Source organism: Streptomyces sp. NPDC054840 (genome assembly GCF_053611065.1).
Map to the genome: position 1 here is coordinate 1 of NZ_JBSGZP010000083.1, position 16,691 is coordinate 16,691.

20 protein-coding genes and 1 tRNA gene are annotated in these 16,691 nt (G+C 71.7%); 9 read left to right on the forward strand and 12 right to left on the reverse strand.

Going from position 1 to position 16,691, the window contains the following annotated elements; translation table 11 throughout:
• The 3 genes from ACWGIU_RS09010 to ACWGIU_RS09020 all read right to left on the reverse strand — a co-directional run.
• Positions 1-160 (reverse strand): FmdB family zinc ribbon protein (locus tag ACWGIU_RS09010; protein ID WP_453703855.1); only part of this gene is annotated, 160 nt, incomplete at its 3' end.
• Complete coding sequence (locus tag ACWGIU_RS09015) at positions 114-902, reverse strand: DUF4383 domain-containing protein (RefSeq protein ID WP_453703826.1); 789 nt, start codon at positions 900-902, stop codon at positions 114-116. The genes ACWGIU_RS09010 and ACWGIU_RS09015, both read right to left, overlap by 47 nt.
• Before the next feature lie 412 nt (positions 903-1,314).
• Positions 1,315-2,661, reverse strand: coding sequence for a hypothetical protein (locus ACWGIU_RS09020; RefSeq protein WP_453703828.1), 1,347 nt, complete (start codon positions 2,659-2,661; stop codon positions 1,315-1,317).
• A 4-nt stretch (positions 2,662-2,665) separates the two neighbouring features.
• Between ACWGIU_RS09020 and ACWGIU_RS09025 the strand changes: the two genes are divergently transcribed.
• Positions 2,666-2,740, forward strand: a tRNA-Val gene (locus ACWGIU_RS09025).
• Here ACWGIU_RS09025 and ACWGIU_RS09030 read toward each other — a convergent pair.
• On the reverse strand, positions 2,697-2,984 hold the full coding sequence (locus ACWGIU_RS09030; protein WP_453703857.1) for a DUF6959 family protein: 288 nt from the start codon (positions 2,982-2,984) through the stop codon (positions 2,697-2,699). The genes ACWGIU_RS09025 and ACWGIU_RS09030 overlap by 44 nt on opposite strands.
• 592 nt (positions 2,985-3,576) lie before the next feature.
• Between ACWGIU_RS09030 and ACWGIU_RS09035 the strand changes: the two genes are divergently transcribed.
• Both ACWGIU_RS09035 and ACWGIU_RS09040 read left to right on the forward strand, forming a co-directional pair.
• Positions 3,577-3,753, forward strand: a complete 177-nt coding sequence (locus tag ACWGIU_RS09035) for a hypothetical protein (RefSeq protein WP_453703830.1) — start codon at positions 3,577-3,579, stop codon at positions 3,751-3,753.
• Positions 3,754-3,880: 127 nt separating this feature from the next.
• Positions 3,881-4,057: an HGGxSTG domain-containing protein gene (locus ACWGIU_RS09040; RefSeq protein ID WP_453703832.1), complete on the forward strand. Its 177-nt coding sequence runs from the start codon at positions 3,881-3,883 to the stop codon at positions 4,055-4,057.
• 44 nt (positions 4,058-4,101) lie between these two features.
• Here the strand turns inward: ACWGIU_RS09040 and ACWGIU_RS09045 are convergent, their stop codons facing one another.
• The gene (locus ACWGIU_RS09045; RefSeq protein ID WP_100661309.1) at positions 4,102-4,176 is read right to left on the reverse strand and encodes a 50S ribosomal protein bL37; all 75 of its coding nucleotides are present in this window, start codon (positions 4,174-4,176) and stop codon (positions 4,102-4,104) included.
• Positions 4,177-4,302: 126 nt separating this feature from the next.
• On the opposite strand from ACWGIU_RS09045, the gene ACWGIU_RS09050 reads away from it, so the two are divergent.
• A complete protein-coding gene (locus tag ACWGIU_RS09050; protein WP_453703834.1) occupies positions 4,303-4,929 on the forward strand; it encodes a TRADD-N-associated membrane domain-containing protein in 627 nt (208 codons plus the stop codon).
• Between the two features lie 15 nt (positions 4,930-4,944).
• Positions 4,945-5,169, forward strand: a complete 225-nt coding sequence (locus ACWGIU_RS09055; protein WP_030389450.1) for a DUF2277 domain-containing protein — start codon at positions 4,945-4,947, stop codon at positions 5,167-5,169.
• A gap of 12 nt (positions 5,170-5,181) precedes the next feature.
• Here the strand turns inward: ACWGIU_RS09055 and ACWGIU_RS09060 are convergent, their stop codons facing one another.
• The 4 genes from ACWGIU_RS09060 to ACWGIU_RS09075 form a co-directional block, all read right to left on the reverse strand.
• Complete coding sequence (locus tag ACWGIU_RS09060) at positions 5,182-5,691, reverse strand: hypothetical protein (RefSeq protein ID WP_453703836.1); 510 nt, start codon at positions 5,689-5,691, stop codon at positions 5,182-5,184.
• A 174-nt stretch (positions 5,692-5,865) separates the two neighbouring features.
• Positions 5,866-6,501: a DedA family protein gene (locus ACWGIU_RS09065; protein WP_453703838.1), complete on the reverse strand. Its 636-nt coding sequence runs from the start codon at positions 6,499-6,501 to the stop codon at positions 5,866-5,868.
• A 273-nt stretch (positions 6,502-6,774) separates the two neighbouring features.
• A complete protein-coding gene (locus ACWGIU_RS09070) occupies positions 6,775-8,433 on the reverse strand; it encodes an alkaline phosphatase D family protein (protein WP_453703840.1) in 1,659 nt (552 codons plus the stop codon).
• A gap of 94 nt (positions 8,434-8,527) precedes the next feature.
• Positions 8,528-9,172, reverse strand: a complete 645-nt coding sequence (locus tag ACWGIU_RS09075) for an HNH endonuclease family protein (RefSeq protein ID WP_453703859.1) — start codon at positions 9,170-9,172, stop codon at positions 8,528-8,530.
• 539 nt (positions 9,173-9,711) lie between these two features.
• Here ACWGIU_RS09075 and ACWGIU_RS09080 point away from each other — a divergent pair.
• Positions 9,712-10,329 (forward strand): TMEM165/GDT1 family protein, encoded by a 618-nt coding sequence (locus ACWGIU_RS09080; RefSeq protein WP_453703843.1) that lies wholly within the window; start codon positions 9,712-9,714, stop codon positions 10,327-10,329.
• A 254-nt stretch (positions 10,330-10,583) separates the two neighbouring features.
• Entirely contained in the window at positions 10,584-11,111 is a 528-nt protein-coding gene (locus ACWGIU_RS09085; protein ID WP_453703861.1) for a DinB family protein, read from the forward strand.
• 245 nt (positions 11,112-11,356) lie between these two features.
• Here ACWGIU_RS09085 and ACWGIU_RS09090 read toward each other — a convergent pair whose 3' ends face one another.
• Together ACWGIU_RS09090 and ACWGIU_RS09095 are read right to left on the reverse strand one after the other, a co-directional pair.
• Positions 11,357-12,040 carry an HAD-IA family hydrolase gene (locus tag ACWGIU_RS09090; RefSeq protein WP_453703845.1) on the reverse strand — a complete coding sequence of 228 codons (684 nt, stop codon included), beginning with the start codon at positions 12,038-12,040 and terminating at the stop codon, positions 11,357-11,359.
• A 134-nt stretch (positions 12,041-12,174) separates the two neighbouring features.
• The gene (locus tag ACWGIU_RS09095) at positions 12,175-13,020 is read right to left on the reverse strand and encodes a peptidoglycan-binding protein (protein WP_453703847.1); all 846 of its coding nucleotides are present in this window, start codon (positions 13,018-13,020) and stop codon (positions 12,175-12,177) included.
• Positions 13,021-13,241: 221 nt separating this feature from the next.
• Here ACWGIU_RS09095 and ACWGIU_RS09100 point away from each other — a divergent pair, with 221 nt between their 5' ends.
• Entirely contained in the window at positions 13,242-15,311 is a 2,070-nt protein-coding gene (locus ACWGIU_RS09100) for a DHA2 family efflux MFS transporter permease subunit (protein ID WP_453703849.1), read from the forward strand.
• 49 nt (positions 15,312-15,360) lie between these two features.
• Here the strand turns inward: ACWGIU_RS09100 and ACWGIU_RS09105 are convergent, their stop codons facing one another.
• Positions 15,361-15,873: a GNAT family N-acetyltransferase gene (locus tag ACWGIU_RS09105; RefSeq protein ID WP_453703851.1), complete on the reverse strand. Its 513-nt coding sequence runs from the start codon at positions 15,871-15,873 to the stop codon at positions 15,361-15,363.
• A 107-nt stretch (positions 15,874-15,980) separates the two neighbouring features.
• Here ACWGIU_RS09105 and ACWGIU_RS09110 point away from each other — a divergent pair, with 107 nt between their 5' ends.
• The gene (locus ACWGIU_RS09110) at positions 15,981-16,376 is read left to right on the forward strand and encodes a nuclear transport factor 2 family protein (RefSeq protein ID WP_453703853.1); all 396 of its coding nucleotides are present in this window, start codon (positions 15,981-15,983) and stop codon (positions 16,374-16,376) included.
• Positions 16,377-16,691 lie beyond the last annotated feature (315 nt).

Consider the following 16,691-nt stretch of genomic DNA (forward strand, 5'->3'; position numbering starts at 1 on the left):
GGGCACTGCTACTCGTCCCGCCCACGGCGACGGCGGACAGCAGCTTCACGGTGTCGGAGTGCCCCGCCGGGCAGTCGGCGGGCGCGGAGGACTCGGCCATGGGCCGGCTGACCTCAAAGGTGTCGTCGCAGGTCCGGCAGCGGTAATCGTATCGAGGCATGCGCACAGGCTAAGCGCGCCCGGGCGCCGCGCGCTACGCGACTCTCGTCCGTCCCGACCCGGCGCGCCCGGTCCTCCCGCGCCGCCTGCTCGGGGTGGCGGGCCCGCCAGTACGGATTGTCGTGCGGCAGGGCGCTGCCCACCCGCCCGTACATGCCGAACCACATCAGCATCACGCCGACCACGAAGCTGAACAGCACGTTCTGGATCCTGAAGGCCAGGAAATTCAGCTCCGTGTCCAGCAGCGCGAGATTCACGAACCCGCTCGCGATGAACAGCACGCCCAGCACGATGTTCAGGGTCGAGGCGAAGGTTCCGCCCACCACCATCCCGCACATCAGCAGCCCGCCGATGCAGATCGACAGGACGCTCAGCGCCCCGTTGGTGTTCAGGGCGAGCACCGTGTCCCCACCGGTGTCGAAGAACCCGATCTGATCGACCAGCCCCAGGATGCCGAACACGACCAGCAGCAGACCCGTCAGCCCCGCCCCGACCCGGTACACCTGGCCGAGCTTGTGGTCGGTGGGCAGATGATCGTCGAGCTGCGCGTTGACGGGATGCAGCGCCCGTCCCATGCGCCGGGAGAGCGTGTCCGCCAGGTGCGGCGGAGCGGGCGCGTCGGGATCGGGCGCATGGGCGATGTAGGGCGCGTAGTGCTCGTGCGGTTCCGTGCACCCGTACGCCGCATGAGCCACATAGGGCTCATGGGTCACAGGAGGCTTCTTGTAGGCGTGGGCAGCCATGGTGCCCTCCTCTGGTCCGTTCCCGGCACCTCTCAGCATCCGCCGCAGGACGCCCGGAAACAACCGGATGCACGCCGGGGGCGCCGGAAGCGCCCGGTCCGCCTCCCGCCGATCACGCCCGGACCGCGACACCCGGCACGGGCCCCACCGGCCCCGATCGACGGCCCGAGGGCGGCCAAAGCCACGGCACCTCGCCACCGCATTGCCGAACCGCCCGAATATGTCCGGTAGGGGGCGCCCGCCGCCCTTGCGACGCACCGCAGGCAAGCCCTGCCCGGTACGGGGGCCAGGCCGCCTTTGCGACCCACCGCAAGCCCGGTACGCCCGGTAGGGCGCCCCGCCGCCTTTGGCGACGCACCGCATCCGCCCGCCGTGCGCGGGATCCCACCGGGGATGACGGGACAGCCAGCCCTCAGGCGTGCCCGCGCTCGGCCCGGATCCCGGTCACCACCCGGTTCACGGAAGCCCGTACGTCCGCCATCTCCAGCAGGAACGCCCAGTAGTCCGGATGCCGCTCCTCCAGGGCCGAAAGCGCCCGGGCCACCCGCGCCACCGCATCGTCCAACGGCCGCGCGTGCTGCGGATCCGGCACACTGCGCCCGGCCATCGCCAGCCGCTGCGCGTCCCGGATCGCGAAACGCGTCCGGTCCACCTCCGCCTGCGGATCCCGCGCCACCGCCTCCAGCCGCGTCAGCCGGTCCTGCGCTGCCGACACCGCCTCGTCCGTCGCGTCCAGCGAGCCCCGGACCGCCTCGATCAGCGCCCCGACGTCGGCCCAGCGCTGCTCCTCCCGGGCCCGGCCGGCCTCCCGCAGCTGCTCCTCGGCCCGCGCCACGTCCCGTACCGCCTCGTCCGGCACGTGCTGCAGGTCCTGCCAGCAGGCCGCACTGAACCGCCGCCGCAGCTCACTGAGCACCGGATCCACCCGGTCCGCCCGGTTGCGCAACGCCTGCGCCAGCGTCCGCAGACTCACCAGCCGCCGGTCGATCTCCGCCGCCCGCTCGGGCAGCCGCGCCGCCTCGGCCCGTACGGCCTCCGCGTCCCGCAGGATCCGGTCGGCACGCTGCACCGTCTCCTGCACGCCGTGCTGGGCCGCCCCCTGGTTCAGCTTGGTCAGCTCCGGGCCGAGCGCCGCCAGCCGCGCCGCCAGGTCATCGGCCCGTATCCCCTTCGCCCGCACCGCGTCCAGCGCGTCACTCGCCCCGAGCAGCGCGGCCCTGGCCCGCTCCCGGGCCGGCGCCACACGTGCGAGCTGCGTCTCGGCCTTGTCCAGCAGCGGCTGTAGCCCCTGCGCGAACCGCTCCAGCTCCCCCTGGACCCGCACCAGCTCGTCCCGGGCCCGGGTCAGCTGCTCCCGCGCGCGCGTGGCGACCGAGGCCTCCAACTCCGCCCGGTCCAGGTCGTGCGCGTCGACCGCCTCGATGTAGACGTGACTGACCTCGTCGATCCGCCGCCCCAGTGCGGCGAAACCTTCGGTCGCCTGCCGCGCGGCGGGCGACCCGTCCGCCGCGGCGATCGTCTCGATCGAGATCCGCAGATCCCGCTGCGCCGTGTCCAGCTCGTAGAACGCCGCCGCGGCGGCATCCTTCGCCGCCTGCGCATCCGCCCGCCGACTCTCGTCCCGCCCGCCGAACCACCGCCGGGATGCCGTCGTCACAATCCCTCTCCCGTACCGCGTCCGCCATGCCCCCGGTCCATTCTCTCCCACGCGAACGGGTTTGCGTGGGGGGTGTGCCCGCCATGTAGGCTGTCCACTCATCCACGGGTGCGTAGCTCAGGGGTAGAGCGCTGCTCTTACAAAGCAGATGTCGGCGGTTCGAAACCGTCCGCGCCCACCAGCACGAAGGCCCCCAACCGATCATGGTTGGGGGCCTTCGGCATGTACTGCCTGACGGCAACGGGCGCGGCGCCGGCGAGCGGCGCATGCTCGACGGGCTCGGGCTCGGGCTCGGGCTTGTCGGTGCGGAGGATGCCGAGGGTGGCCCCTTGGATCGATACTCCGGGGCAGTCCGGTGCCGGAAGGCGCAATACGGCTTCGTCGCCACCGTCGGTGACCCCCGTACGGAGTCCTGAGCGAATCAATGGGCTGGATCTGGACGGACGTTGTTACATCACGCCGTACCCGTCGTCGCCGCAACGCGGGCCCACTGGCCTGCTTAGGATGCCGAGCGTGAAGCTTTGGGGATCATGCGACGGATCACAGGTTTCAGCACACCGCTCGGAGGTGTTCACTGGGATCTGCCGTTCCCTCAACGAGCGGTTGCCGAGAAGGTCGTCGTCTGAGGCGTAGCCGGGTGCCCGGGAGGACGGTCGACAGTTGGCTCCCGGTGTCCGCGCGAACGATCAGGCATCGTCGGGCTTGCAGGCGCCGCGCGCGGTCGTGTTCGTGATGGTCAGGCAGGGGGAGAGAATAAATGACGGCCAGAACGGCTGGTTTCAGGCCGGCGGGAGCCTGATCGAAGCCTGGGATTGGCCCCTTGACGGACGCGGCCGCCAGGCGCCCCCCGCCGGACCGGTCGTCGGACGAACGAATGCCCCCTCCCGGCCCGAAGGCCGAGTGGGGCGTTACGCGGCGAGGGCAGGGCAGCTCGCGTACCGTGTGCGACCACGATCGAAGGAGCACGGATGGCGGATCAGCAAAGCCCGGACTGGGCAGGCCCGGGGACTGCTTGCCGTGGGGCTTCTGCTCCTCATCGTCGGATGGTTCGTGGCATGGCCACTGTGCGTGCTCGGCGGGCTGATGATCCTGTTCGTCGGAGCGTCCACCGCCGCTCAACGGCGGGCCGACGGCCGGCCCCCTGAAACGCTGCTGAACCCCGGCGACCGGCCCTGGCGGCGCGACGAGGAGTAGGCAGGGACCAGTTGCCGCGCCGCACTGCTGCCGCCTGTGCTTCCGTCCGCATGCTTCTGCGCCTTCCGGAGCGCGCGGCGGGCGAGAGCATTCCGTGGTCCGTCATCGTGTCGGAGGAGGGGGCAGCGTGACTCGGCCCAGGTGTGGGGCTCGGACGGCCCAAGGGCGTCCGTGTACCAAGCCCGCGATCGTCGACAGCTCTCGGTGTCAGTTGCACCAGGGCGGCTGGTCCGGCTACGGAGTGGCGCAGCGGAAGAAGAAGGAAGCCGAAGCGAAGATGCGGGAGCTCCGGAAGAAGAAGTGAACCGCGAAGACCCCCGGCCGCTCGCGGTCGGGGGTCTTTCGGGTTCAGGCGTTCGGGCGCTTGCCGTGGTTCGCCTTCTTCTTCTTGCGGGCCCGACGCTTGTTGCCTCGCTTGGCCATGGTCATGATCTCCCTCGTCGGCGACAGGTGCATGCCTCGGTCAGTCTAGGTTTAGTGCTGTTCATCCGCATTTGGGGCGACGGGCGCTCTCTTGGCCGCCGGTTCGGGGCGTGGGATCGTCGGGGGATGGGCGAGCTCGCGTGGGGTGGGTTGGTCGTGGCCGTGGTCGCCGTGGCACTGGCGCTGATGGAGCGGTCCCGGGGGGTGCTGTTCGAGCGGAAGCGGGACGAGGAGCGGGCGCGACTGCTGGCGGCTGTCGCCGAGCCGGAGGAACGGCCGGCCGCCCCGCCCGGCGGGGGAAAGTTCCAGGACGTCGGAGGGGTGCAGCACGCCGGAGAGCGCCGGGACGAGTTCACGCCGATTCTTGTCGAGTACTACGCCTACGGACTGACCCAGGCGCGCAGCAGCTTCGCGACCAGCCAGCGGTTCGCCGGGGTCGGGGCGGCGATCCTGCTCTTCGGGGTCGGTCTGGCCGTCTGGAAGGCCGAGGGCGGCGGGGAGCTGTACCTGGGGATCGTCACGAGCTCGGCGGGGCTGGTCGTCACCCTCATCGGGCAGCTCTTCCACCGGCGGGCCGACATCGCGCTCAAGCACATGGCGTACCAGACCGCCTCGCTGCGCGACGACCGGCGGGCCGCCGAGGCGACCCGGCAGGCCATCGAGCTGCTGGACACGGTCGAGGACCCGGGGCTGAGAGCCCGCCTCCAAGCCGGTTTGATCATGAAACTTTCCGGGGCCGAGCTGCCCCGCTAGCGGGATAGTAGGGGTATGTGCCGTTCCATTAAGACTCTGCGCCCGCCCGCCATCCCCGAGAAGGCGACCGAGGAAGAGATCCGCGCCGCCGCCCTGCAGTACGTACGGAAGGTGTCCGGGTTCCGGGCACCCGCCGCGCACAACCGCGAGGTGTTCGAGGCGGCGGTGGACGCCGTCGCCGAAGCCACCGCGGCGCTGCTCGACGGGGTGCACGTACGGGGGCAGGCCGCCCCGGCATGACCCGGACCAGGCTTACGAGGCTGCGGCGCGGCGGCGCATCACCCACACTCCCGCGCCCAGCGCGCCCGCGGCGAGGGCGCTGCCGAGGACGATCTGCCCCGGGCTCATCGATCCGATGCTGCCACCCGTCCCACCCCGCGCAGCACCCGTGGTGACCTGCAGCGACAGGGTGACCCGCTCGCCGCCGGGGCCGCCGCACTCGAAGACGACGCGGTGCGCGCCCGGGGTGGCGTTGTTGAAGACGGTGGCGCTGCCGATGAGGCCGACGGCCGCCTGGTTGCCCGGGGTCAGCCGGGTCTCACCGAAGGCGGTCGACGTGACACGGGCGACCTGCGTTCCACATCCCGTGACACTGAGCGTGACCCGGCCGCCCGGGGCGACAGCGGTGGGGGATACGGCGGCGGAGGGGAAGGCGTACGCGAGCGTGGCGGGAGCGGCGGCGGCGGCGATGAGGGTCGCGGCCGCGACGGTCATCAGTCGGCGTGCTGCTGTGGGCGGTGCGGCGGGCGGTTTGGCGGGCATGGAGAGGACTCCTCGGCTCGTCGAAACGGCGCGGCCTGGCCACGGATGTGACGCGCATTCGGTTGCGCACCGTGCTGTGGACGCTAGGAGCCCAGCCCGGGCGCGGCGATCGGGGCCGGGTGAACGGGTGAGCCACTGCTCCGCCCGGGGGAGGGCCCGGGGAGCGCAGCCCGCCTAAGCCACCGTCGGCGCGGCCGGCGGCGGACGGCGGACGAGGAAGGCCGCCAGGGCGCCCGCGGCGAAGAGGGCGACCACCGAGAGGGCGGTGCCGAGCCACTGGGTGCCCAGCCACTGCGTACCGAAGTAGCCGAGGGCCACGCTGTAACCGGCCCAGGCCATACCCGCCAGGACCGACCAGGGCAGGAACTCCGCCACCTTGCGCTGGGTCTTGCCCGCGCCCAGGGACACCACCGAGCGTCCCGCCGGGGCGAAGCGGGCGATGACCACCAGGGCGCCGCCACCGCGGGCCAGGGCAGTGCCGAGGCGCTCATGGGCCCGGGTCAGCCGGCGGGAGCGGGCGATGGCCCGGTCCAGCCGGGCTCCACCGCGCCGGCCGAGCCGGAACGCCGCCATGTCTCCCAGTACCGACGCGGTCGTCGCGATCACGAGCAGGAGCAGGATGTCCGGCACCTGTTCGGGCACCGGCACCGGCACCGGGCCCGCCGCCCCGGCGGCCGCCGCGGCCGCCGCCGCGGTGATCACAAGGACCCCGCTCGGGAGCACCGGGAGGAAGACGTCGAGCACGATGGACAGCGCCACGAGGGCGTAGATCCATGGGCTCGCGGTCAGCGATCCCAGCGTCTCAAACAAAGCGGGACTCCCCAGTCCGGTTGACGTGCTGCGACACGAAGCCGAAGCGACATGAAGCGACACGAAGCGCCGCGACGTCGCGGGGAGCGGCAGGAGCGGCTTGACAGCCAGACAGCGTACGCCCGGTGCTCACCTCCCGGATGCCCGGGGCGCCCGCCCGGTGCGCCCGCCCGGTGCGCCCGTCCACGACGGTGCGCCCGCCCAGGACGACTCCCGTATCGGCGCCACGCCCAGTCCCATCGCGCCCCGCACCGCCGGAGCCCGCCGTGTCCCCTACTCCGCCGCCGTGAGCTCCCGGTCCAGCACCGTCACCAGCACGGCCCCCTCCCGCTTCTTGCGCGCCTGGTCCAGCCGCAGCCGGGCCGTCCGCCCCGACAGAGCCAGCGTCATCAGCTGATTCCCGAACCACGGCCCGCCCGTACGCCGCCAGTTCAGCGGCGGCCGCCCCGTCCGCCCGTGCAGGGAGAAACCGCGCCCCAGCCACCGCCCCGTCCGGGACCAGCCCAGCCGGAAACCCCACTTCACCGCGGTATGGATGGAATTGTGAACCGGCGAGCACGTCAGCTGGAACACCCGCGCCGTACTCGGTATTCGAGGCTCGGCCACATACGCGTGATGCACGTCCCCGGACAGCACGCACACCGTCGCCGGCGCCCGCGGCCCCGTCCCCACCTCCTCGATCAGATCCGTCAGCGCCTCGAAGGAAGCCGGGAACGCCGCCCAGTGCTCCAGATCGCTGCGCCGGCGCAGATCCTCCCCGATCCGCGCCCACCGAGGCCCCCGATCCCCGCGGCACAACGCGGCGTTCCACGTCTCGGCGTCGTGGATCAGTGGCGGCATCAGCCAGGGCAGCGAGGATCCGATCAGCAGATGGTCGTAACCACCGCGCCCGGCCAGGGCGTTCTCCCGCAGCCACTGCTGCTCCGCCGGATCGAGCATCGCCCGCCCGTCCTCGGCCAGCACCCGCGCGGCCCGGGTGTCCACCATCAGCAGCCGGGTACGGCCGAAGTCGCGCCGGTAGCTCCAGCGCACCGTGCCCGGATCGGCATCCGCCGCGGACGCGAACGCCTGCAGCACGTCCGTACCGTCAGGGGTCTGCCGCACCGCCTCGTACACCGCGTCGGCCGCCAGCTCGGCGGGGGACAGATTGCCCAGGTGCTGGTACACCCAGTACGACATCAGTCCGCTGAGGACGCGCTCGCGCCACCACGGCGTCGCCCGCATCTCCGCCAGCCACGCCGCGCTCGTGTTCCAGTCGTCGATGACGTCGTGGTCATCGAACATGTGCAGGCTGGGGACGGTCGACAGCAGCCAGCGGATCTCCGGGTCGAGCCAGGACTCGTAGTAGAGCCGGGTGTACTCCTCGTAGTCCGCGACCTGGGCACCCGGCGGCTCCCGCAGATCCCGCCGGGCCGCGAGCCACGCCCGGGTCTCCCGCGACAATGCGTCCGCGTACACCTGGTCGCCGAGCAGCAGCAGGACGTCCGGGCGCACCGCCTCCGGGTCCGCGGCCAGCCGCGCCGCGAGGGTGTCGAGCGCGTCCGCGCCGTGCGGCCCGCGCCGGCCCGCAGGCGGCGCGGCCTGCCGGCAGGAACCGAAGGTCACGCGCAGCCCGGGCCCGGACCGGCCAGGGCCCGTCACGGCCGGAGCGGTGATCGTGCTCGGCGGGAAACCGCTCTCCGGCAGCGGCCACACCGGCCGGTCGTCGAGCAGCACCTCGTAGGCCGTGGTCGCGCCCGGGGTCAGGCCGGTCACCGGCACCAGCGCATAGTGGTGCCCGGCTATCTGGAAGGTGCGCGCACGACCGCCCGCCCCGTCCGCGCACCGCACCTCGGCCGTGCACGGGCGGTCCGCCTCGACCCATATCGTGGCCGACCGGCCCGTGTCCCAGTCGACGTGGCGCAGCAGCGGCCCCAGACGCAGTCCGGCCATGTAACTCCCCCTCCTTCGTAGCCCCTTCGATCACGGTACGACGGGTGGGGGGAGCCACGCCTCCCCCTGACGGGGGAAAGATCGGCCGGCTTGGTCAGCAGCCGTTCAGGATGTTGACCAGGGCCGTCTTCTCGCCGGAGTCCATGCTGAGACCGTAGTACTGCTTCACATTGACCCACATGCGTGCGTACGTACAACGGTAGGCAGTGCGCGAGGGCAGCCACTTGCCGGGGTCGAGGTCGCCCTTGGCCTGGTTGACGTTGTCGGTGACCGCGATGAGCTGCGGACGGGTGAGGTCGTTGGCGAACTGCTGGCGCTTGCTCGTGGTCCAGGAGTTGGCACCGGAACGCCAGGCCTCGGCGAGCGGTACGAGGTGGTCGATGTCGAGGTCGGAGGCGGCGGTCCACGTGGCGCCGTCGTACTCGGAATACCAGCTTCCGCTCACCGCGGCGCAGGCGGAGTCCTGGACGACATTGACGCCGTCCCGCTTGAGGACGGTCTCACGGGTGTTGCAGCTGCCGGAGACGGTGCTCCAGTGGGGGAACAGATCGCGGCTGTAGCCGCTGGTGGACCCCTCGGTCTTCGGGGTGACGGTTGCCAGGTAGGCGCGGGCGGCCGAGGCGCTGATGGGCGTGGGCGGGGCGGCTTGGGCGGCGGGGGCGTTGAGGAGGGAGGTCAGTGCGGCGAGCGCCGCTGCTGACGCGAGCACGCCAATTCGACGCGCGTAGATGCTGGGTATGAGTGCCATGAGGGGCTCCCTGGGTGCGGGGGGTGTGGCCGTGCGGCCCCGGCGGGGCGTGGCCATCGTGGCGGCGCCGGGTATCGCAGGGATGGGCGCCAGGTGACAGCCTGGCGACATGAGCACGTCACATCAAGCGCTCAACGCCCCGGATTTAATCGGAAGTTGACATTCCGCAGCCGGGGGAGGCGTATGAGGCCGCCGCCAGTGCGACACAACGGCTCAGGGCGGGGCGGGGCGGGGCGGGCCAGGTCAGGTCCGGACTGGTCAAGGCGGGACCAAAGTCCCATGACGGCCGCCCGTGGGCGTCGCGTATCCTGATCGGAGCAGAAGGGGAGTAGCTCTTCGCCGGACCGTCGACATACTGCTGGGTCACCCCAGCCGGCGCCCGGAGGCAGGCCGCGAACAGCGGTCGGCCAGCGAGACCTTCGGCCGCAGTGTCCTGTTCAGCGCAGGCGCGTTTCGTACGCGCACGCGCAATAGCCAGGGCGCCGCCGAGCCGAAGCGACCCCTGACACACTGCAGGTCTCTCGGTCCCGATGGCGCCCGGCCCGACCGATCGAGGTTTCACCCCCGTGTTCAGCTTCAGCATCACGGCGATCGCCTTCGGCGTCGTCTTCCTTGCCGAACTCCCCGACAAGACGGCCCTCGCCGGCCTGATGCTCGGCACGCGCTACCGCGCCTCCTACGTCTTCGCGGGCGTCGCAGCCGCCTTCGCCGTACACGTCGCACTCGCCATCGCCGCAGGCAGCGTCCTCACGCTGCTCCCGCACCGGCTCGTCCAGGCCGTCGTCGGCATCCTCTTCCTCCTGGGTGCGGCCATGCTGCTGCTGAAAAAGGACGACGGGGACGAGGAGGTCGAGCCGCCCGCCGACCAGTCCTTCTGGAAGGTCTCCGGGGCGGGCTTCATGCTGATCCTGGTGGCGGAGTTCGGCGACCTGACCCAGATCATGACCGCCAACCTCGCCGCCCGGTACGACGACGCCGTCTCGGTCGGCATCGGTGCCGTGCTCGCCCTGTGGGCGGTCGCGGGCATCGGCATCCTGGGCGGGCGCACCCTGATGAAGTACGTGCCGCTGCGACTGATCACCAAGATCGCGGCTGCCGTGATGGCCGCGCTGGCCGCGTTCTCGCTGTACGAGGCGATAGCGGGCTGACCCCGCCCGGGTCGCGGAGGGCGCCCGGGGTGGCGGATATTTCCTTGCGGGGCGAGAACGTACAGGTCAGGCTCGTGCGCGTGACCGACATCGCTGCCTCCACCGGCCCCTCCGTCCGCCCTCCCGTCCGACCCTCCGTCCGACCCTCCACCAGTCCTTTCATCGAACCCGCGCCTCTGGCGGTGCCGGCGCCCACGCCCGTGCCGGTGCTTGCGGCGGTGTCCGCCGGGGACCGGCAGTTCGGCTGGTCCAACATGTTCGTCCACCCCGACGAGGACACCCGGACCGACGGCGGATTCCAGGGCGAGCGCGCCGTGCTCACCGGATACCTGCGCGACCAGCGCCTGACGCTTGAACTCAAGTGCGCGGGCCTTGACGCGGAGGCCCTCGCGCGGCGCTCGGTGGAACCGTCCAACCTGTCCCTACTGGGGCTCGTACGCCACCTCGCCGGCGTCGAACAGTACTGGTTCCGGCAGGTCATGGCGGGCCAGGAGATACGCCGGCACTACCGTTCGGAGGAGGACGGCGCGGGGGAGTTCACCGGCGCGGTGGCAGACCCGGCGGTGGTCGCGGACGCGTGGGCCACCTGGCGCGCCGAGGTCGCCTTCGCGGACCAACTCGTGGCGCGGGCCCCCGGCCTGGACGTCACGGGTGGCGGCGGACACGACGACGAACCGATGGAACTCCGCGAGGTGCTGGTCCACATGATCGAGGAGTACGCCCGCCACAACGGCCACGCGGACTTCCTGCGGGAACGCATCGACGGGCGAGTGGGGCAGTAGGGGCGGAGTCCGGGGCGGCCGCGGGGCGGGCGGGGACGGCCGATGCGGGGGCGGTTCGGGTCGCGGAAGTCGGGCGGCCGGTCGGGAAGGTGCGGCGCGGCTTCGGCGCGCCGCAGCCATCCCCCAGGACTCGGTGCGGGCCGGCCGGCTCAGCCGATCGAAGCCGCCGTCCAGGTCGCGATGCTGCCCGGCCGGCTCCCACCTCCCGCGCGCTCTGCCCTCGCCGCCGCGGACCCCGTTCGAGGTCAGGCCGCCGGGTGGAGCGTGATGGTGATCGAGCCGTCCGGGGTCGTCGTGACATGGAGTGCCGTCAGGTCCGGGACATGGGCCGTCGGGGCGTGGGCGGCCGCGCGGGGGCCTACGCCGATCACGCGCATGCCCGCTGCCCGGCCCGCGGTGATGCCCGCGGCCGAGTCCTCGAAGACGATGCAGTCGGCCGGGTCGACGCCCAGCGCGGCGGCGCCCATGAGGAAGCCCTCGGGATCGGGCTTGCTGGCCTGGACGGACTCGGCCGTGACCCGTATCCCGGGCATTGGCAGGGCGGCGGCGGTCATCCGGGCCGTGGCCAGGGCGGTATCGGCGGAGGTGACCAGGGCGTGCGGCAGGCCGTCGAGGGCGGCCATGAACTCCGGGGCGCCCGCCACCGGGATCACGCCGTCGGTGTCGGCCGTTTCGCGGGCCAGCATCACCGCGTTCTCGGCGTGGTTGACCTCCATGGGGCGCTCCGGCAGAAGCACGGCCATGGTGGCGTAGCCCTGTCGGCCGTGGACCACCTTCATGGCCGCCTGGGGGTCCAGCCCGTGGGAGACCGCCCACTCGCGCCAGCAGCGTTCGACCACCGCGTCGGAGTTGACGATCGTGCCGTCCATGTCCAGGAGCAGGGCCTTGGCGGTGAGGGCGACGGGTGCGGTGGTGGTGCTGGCCGACATCGGCGGGGCTCCAGACGGGGCGGGAAAGGAAACAAGTGGTTCCGTCCACCGGTCAGGGAATGAGGACGGAACCACTTTGTTCCCTCACGATACAAAACAAAGGGCGGTCCGCGCCACCAGCGGACCTGTGACGTTCATCCCTCCAGGGCCTTGCGGGTCACCGGCCCGTAGAAGCCCCACTCCTGATCGTCGATGCCTCTGTCGTACTGGAACTCCGACACGGCCTCCTCCACCCGCCAGTCGAACCGGCCGTTGATCTTCCCCCGGTAGAGGCCCTGTGCCGCCAGCAGCCGCTGGAGCTTCTCCACCTCCGCGCCCGAGTCCCCCTGCCGCAGGATCGGGGCCTGCGCGGGCGGCGGGGCGGCGGAGCGGCTCGCGCTCGGGGACGGGCTGGGGGACGGCGGCGCCGATGTGCGGGAGGCGCTCGGCGACGGGGACGCCGATTTCGAGGCGCTCGGCGACGGGGAGGCCGAGCGGGACGGGCTGCCCTCGGTCCCAGACGGGCTCACGGCCGGGGCAGCGCTCGTCAGGGGCGCCGACGCCGAGGCCTTCGCCTCCACCAGCGCGGCATCGCTCCCGGTGGAACTGGGGAGCGCCCACACCGCCACGGCCGTCCCGCTGAGGGCCACCGCCGCCGCGGCGCCCATCAGCAGCGCGAGTGGCTTTCGGGAGGCCGGGCCGGTTCGCTTCTCCGGGCCCCCGCCCCCGCCCCCACCCCCTCCCGCTTCGCCGCCGTAGGTGTGGCCCGCTGCCGGGATCGTCCGGAGCTGCACCGTCTCGGCGGGGTTCGGCGCGTACCCGGGCGCGGCGGGCTCCGCAGGCCATGGCCCGTCGTGCGGCGGCACGGGTATCCCGTACGCCGGAGTGTCGTCCTGCACCGGCTCAGGCACCGGCGCCGGGCCCGGGTCCGGGGTCACCACGCCGGACACCGGCTGCTGGGACACCGCGGTGTCCGGCTGGCCGGGGTCGGGCAAGGTCACGTACGGGCGGATGCGCAAGGGGTTGAAACCCACACCCGGCACGCACCCGCAGCCTGCGCCGGCGGCGCCGCATTCTGGACAGTGCTGACGGCTCACTGGACTCCCTCCCTGGCTATTGCCTGCGATTATGCAGACCCGCAGGGGCCCACCCAACCGCCCGAGAGGCCATAACCGGACACACCGCTCAGGATGGAGATGTTCATCCGCCTGAGGAGGTATCGATGGCTCAGGATGTGACCGCGAAGGGCCCAGGCCCCGTTCCGGACCCGGACAAGACCGGCCCCGCCACGGAGCACACCTCCCGCGAGGTACTCGTCTCCATCGGAGCCCTGCTGCTGGGCCTGCTGATCGCCGCACTCGACCAGACCATCGTCTCCACCGCCCTGCCGACCATCGTCAGCGACCTCGGCGGCATGGCGCACCTGTCCTGGGTCGTCACCGCCTACATGCTCGCCTCCACCGCCGCCACCCCGCTGTGGGGCAAGCTCGGCGACCAGTACGGACGCAAGAAGCTCTTCCAGTACGCCATCGTCCTCTTCCTCATCGGGTCGGCACTGTGCGGGATCGCCCAGGACATGCCCCAGCTCATCGGCTTCCGCGCCCTGCAGGGCCTGGGCGGCGGAGGACTGATCGTGCTGTCGATGGCGATCGTCGGCGACATCGTCCCGCCGCGCGAGCGGGGCAGGTACCAGGGCCTCTTCGGTGGCGTCTTCGGTGCGACCAGCGTGCTGGGCCCGCTGCTGGGCGGCGTGTTCGTGGACAACCTGTCGTGGCGCTGGGTCTTCTACATCAACCTTCCCATCGGTCTCGTCGCGCTCGTCGTCATCGCCGCCGTCCTGCACATCCCGGCGCGCTCCTCGAAACACACCATCGACTACCTCGGCACCTTCCTCATCGCCTGCGTCGCCACCTGTCTCGTACTCGTCGCCTCCCTCGGCGGCACCTGGGGCTGGGGCTCGGCCCGGATCATCGGCGTCGCCGTCCTCGGTGCCGTACTGCTCGCCGGCTTCCTCCTCGTGGAGCGCAAGGCCGCCGAACCCGTCCTGCCGCTCGGTCTGTTCCGCATCCGCACCTTCACCCTCTGCTCGGCGATCAGCTTCGTCGTCGGCTTCGCGATGTTCGGCGCGATGGTCTACCTGCCGACCTTCCTCCAGGTCGTCCAGGGCGTCTCACCCACCATGTCCGGCGTCCACATGCTGCCGATGGTGTTGGGCATGCTGATCACCTCGACCGCCTCCGGTCAGATCGTCAGCCGGACCGGGCGCTGGAAGGTCTTCCCCATCGCGGGCACGGCGGTGACCGCGCTGGGCCTGCTCCTCCTGCACCAATTGCACCGCACCAGCTCCACCTGGGAGATGAGCGTCTACTTCTTCGTCTTCGGTGCCGGACTCGGCCTGGTGATGCAGGTGCTCGTCCTGGTGGTGCAGAACGCGGTCAGCTACGCCGACCTCGGTGTCGCCACCTCCGGTGCCACCTTCTTCCGCTCCATCGGCGCCTCCTTCGGCGTCGCCATCTTCGGTACGGTCTTCACCCATCAGCTCGACGACAAGCTGGCCGCTTCCCTCGCGGGCGTCACGCTGCCGGCCGGTGCGAGCGTCGCGCAGCTGGAGGCAGACCCGCGGGCCATCGCCGCGCTTCCCGCCGATCTCCAGCCACAGGTGCTCGACGCCTACGCCACCGCCATCACCGACGTGTTCCTCTACGCGGTGCCGATCGTCCTGATCGCCTTCGTGATCGCCTGGTTCCTGAAGGAGGACAAGCTGCGTGCCTCGGTCACCGCCCCCGATGTGACGGAGACCCTGGCCTCCAACCCCGTCCAACGCTCCTCCCACGACGAGGTCGCCCGTGCGCTGTCGGTCCTCGGCACCCGCGAGGGCCGTCGGCACGTCTACGAGAAGATCACCGAGAAGGCGGGTTACGACCTGCTGCCCGCCTCCAGCTGGCTGCTGCTGCGGATCAAGAGGTACGGCTCCGCGGAGCCCGCGATGCTCGCCGAGCGCACCAATGTGCCGCTGAAGGTCGTCACGGACGCCGCGCGCCAGATCGAGGAGCGTGGGCTCGCCGTCCGGGACGGGCTGCCACTGGTTCTGACCGAACGGGGGCGCGTGAGCGCCGCGAAGCTCGCCGAGGCCCGGCAGGAGTCGCTCGCCGAGCTGCTCGGTGACTGGTGGGGCCCGGACCGGCCGACCGACCTGGTGAAGCTGGTGAAGCAGATCAACGCGGAGCTGTGCGGTTCCGACGCCGAGGAGCCCTACGACTCCTCGCCGCGGCGGGACCACGCCGCCCACTAGCAGGTGGCGTGCCGGTGCGCGGCCCCGTCGCCGAGGCGTGGGCGCTGGGTCACGCCAGGTGCTTCTCGAACCAGTGCTCTGCGTACGGGCCGGAGTTGTAGGCCGGTATTTCCGCATACCCGTGCCGCGTGTACAGCGACCGGGCCTCGACGAGGTCCGACCGGGTGTCCAGCCGGACCCGCTCGGCGCCGAGCGCACGGGCCTCCGTTTCCAGGACCTTCAGCAGAGCCGCCCCGCCGCCGGTGCCGCGGGCGCGCCGGTCGACGTACACCTTGGTGAGCTCGGCGGTCACGGGGTCGAGCAGCCGGAACCCGCCGCACGCCAAGGGCTCGCCGTCCAGTCTGCCGACGACGAACCGCCCCGTCGGCGGGACGAGCGCGTCGTCGGGGAAGTCCAGCAGCCCTTGGTCGATCTCGGTCTCGGTGACCTGCCTTTTCCAGTACCGGCCGGCGACCTCGGCGTAGTACGCGCGGCGCAGGGCGGTGGCGTCCCGGGTGGTGAACGGTTCGGGGGTCACGGTCCACGACAGGGTGGGTGTGCGGTGTTCGCTGTGAGTGGTCATGACGTCATTGTGGAGTTCGCGGCGGATCTCCCGCGTGGAATATCCACAAGGCCGGGCCGATGATAGGAAAAGGACATTCCCTGCATACCCGGAGGGTAGGAAACGCCATGTCAGAGCATCCCGACTGTGCCCTGGTCCGCCGCGGCTACGAGGCCTTCGGCAAAGGCGACATGGAGACCATGAGCACGTTGTTCACGGCCGATGTCATCCACCACGTACCCGGCAACAACCCGCTGTCCGGGCACCACAAGGGGCGGGAGAACGTCCTCGCCCTCCTCCGCCGCCTCGGCGAGGAGACGAAGGGCACCTTCCAGGTGGATCTGGAATCGGTGCTGGCGGACGGGCGGGGGCACGTGATGAGTTTCCACACGGCCCGGGCCGACCGCGGTGACCGCGGTATCGAGATCCGCCAGGGGCTCTTCTTCACGATCATCGGCAACAAGATCACCGATATCGACCAGTGCACCGCGGACATCGACGAGGAAGACGTCTTCTGGAGCTGACGCCTCCTTTTCCTGGAGTTGACGCGCTCCTCCTGGGACCGACGCCTCCTGGGGCCGATGCCCCCGGGTCCGGCGCTCCCGGGCCGGTGCTGCCTGAGTCCGGCGCTCCCGGTCCGGTGCAGCCTTGGCCCGGCGCTTCTGTGGTCCGGTGTACTCGGGTCCCCGGGCCTTCAAGGGCCGGCGCCCGCGCGGCCCGCGCGGCCCGCGCGCCGCGCCACGGGGCCCCGTCCGGGGGGCGGGGCGGTAGCCCGGCGGCCCCCCCCCCCGCCCCCCCACCCGGGCGGGCAGCGGGGGGGGCCGCCGCCGCGCGCCCAC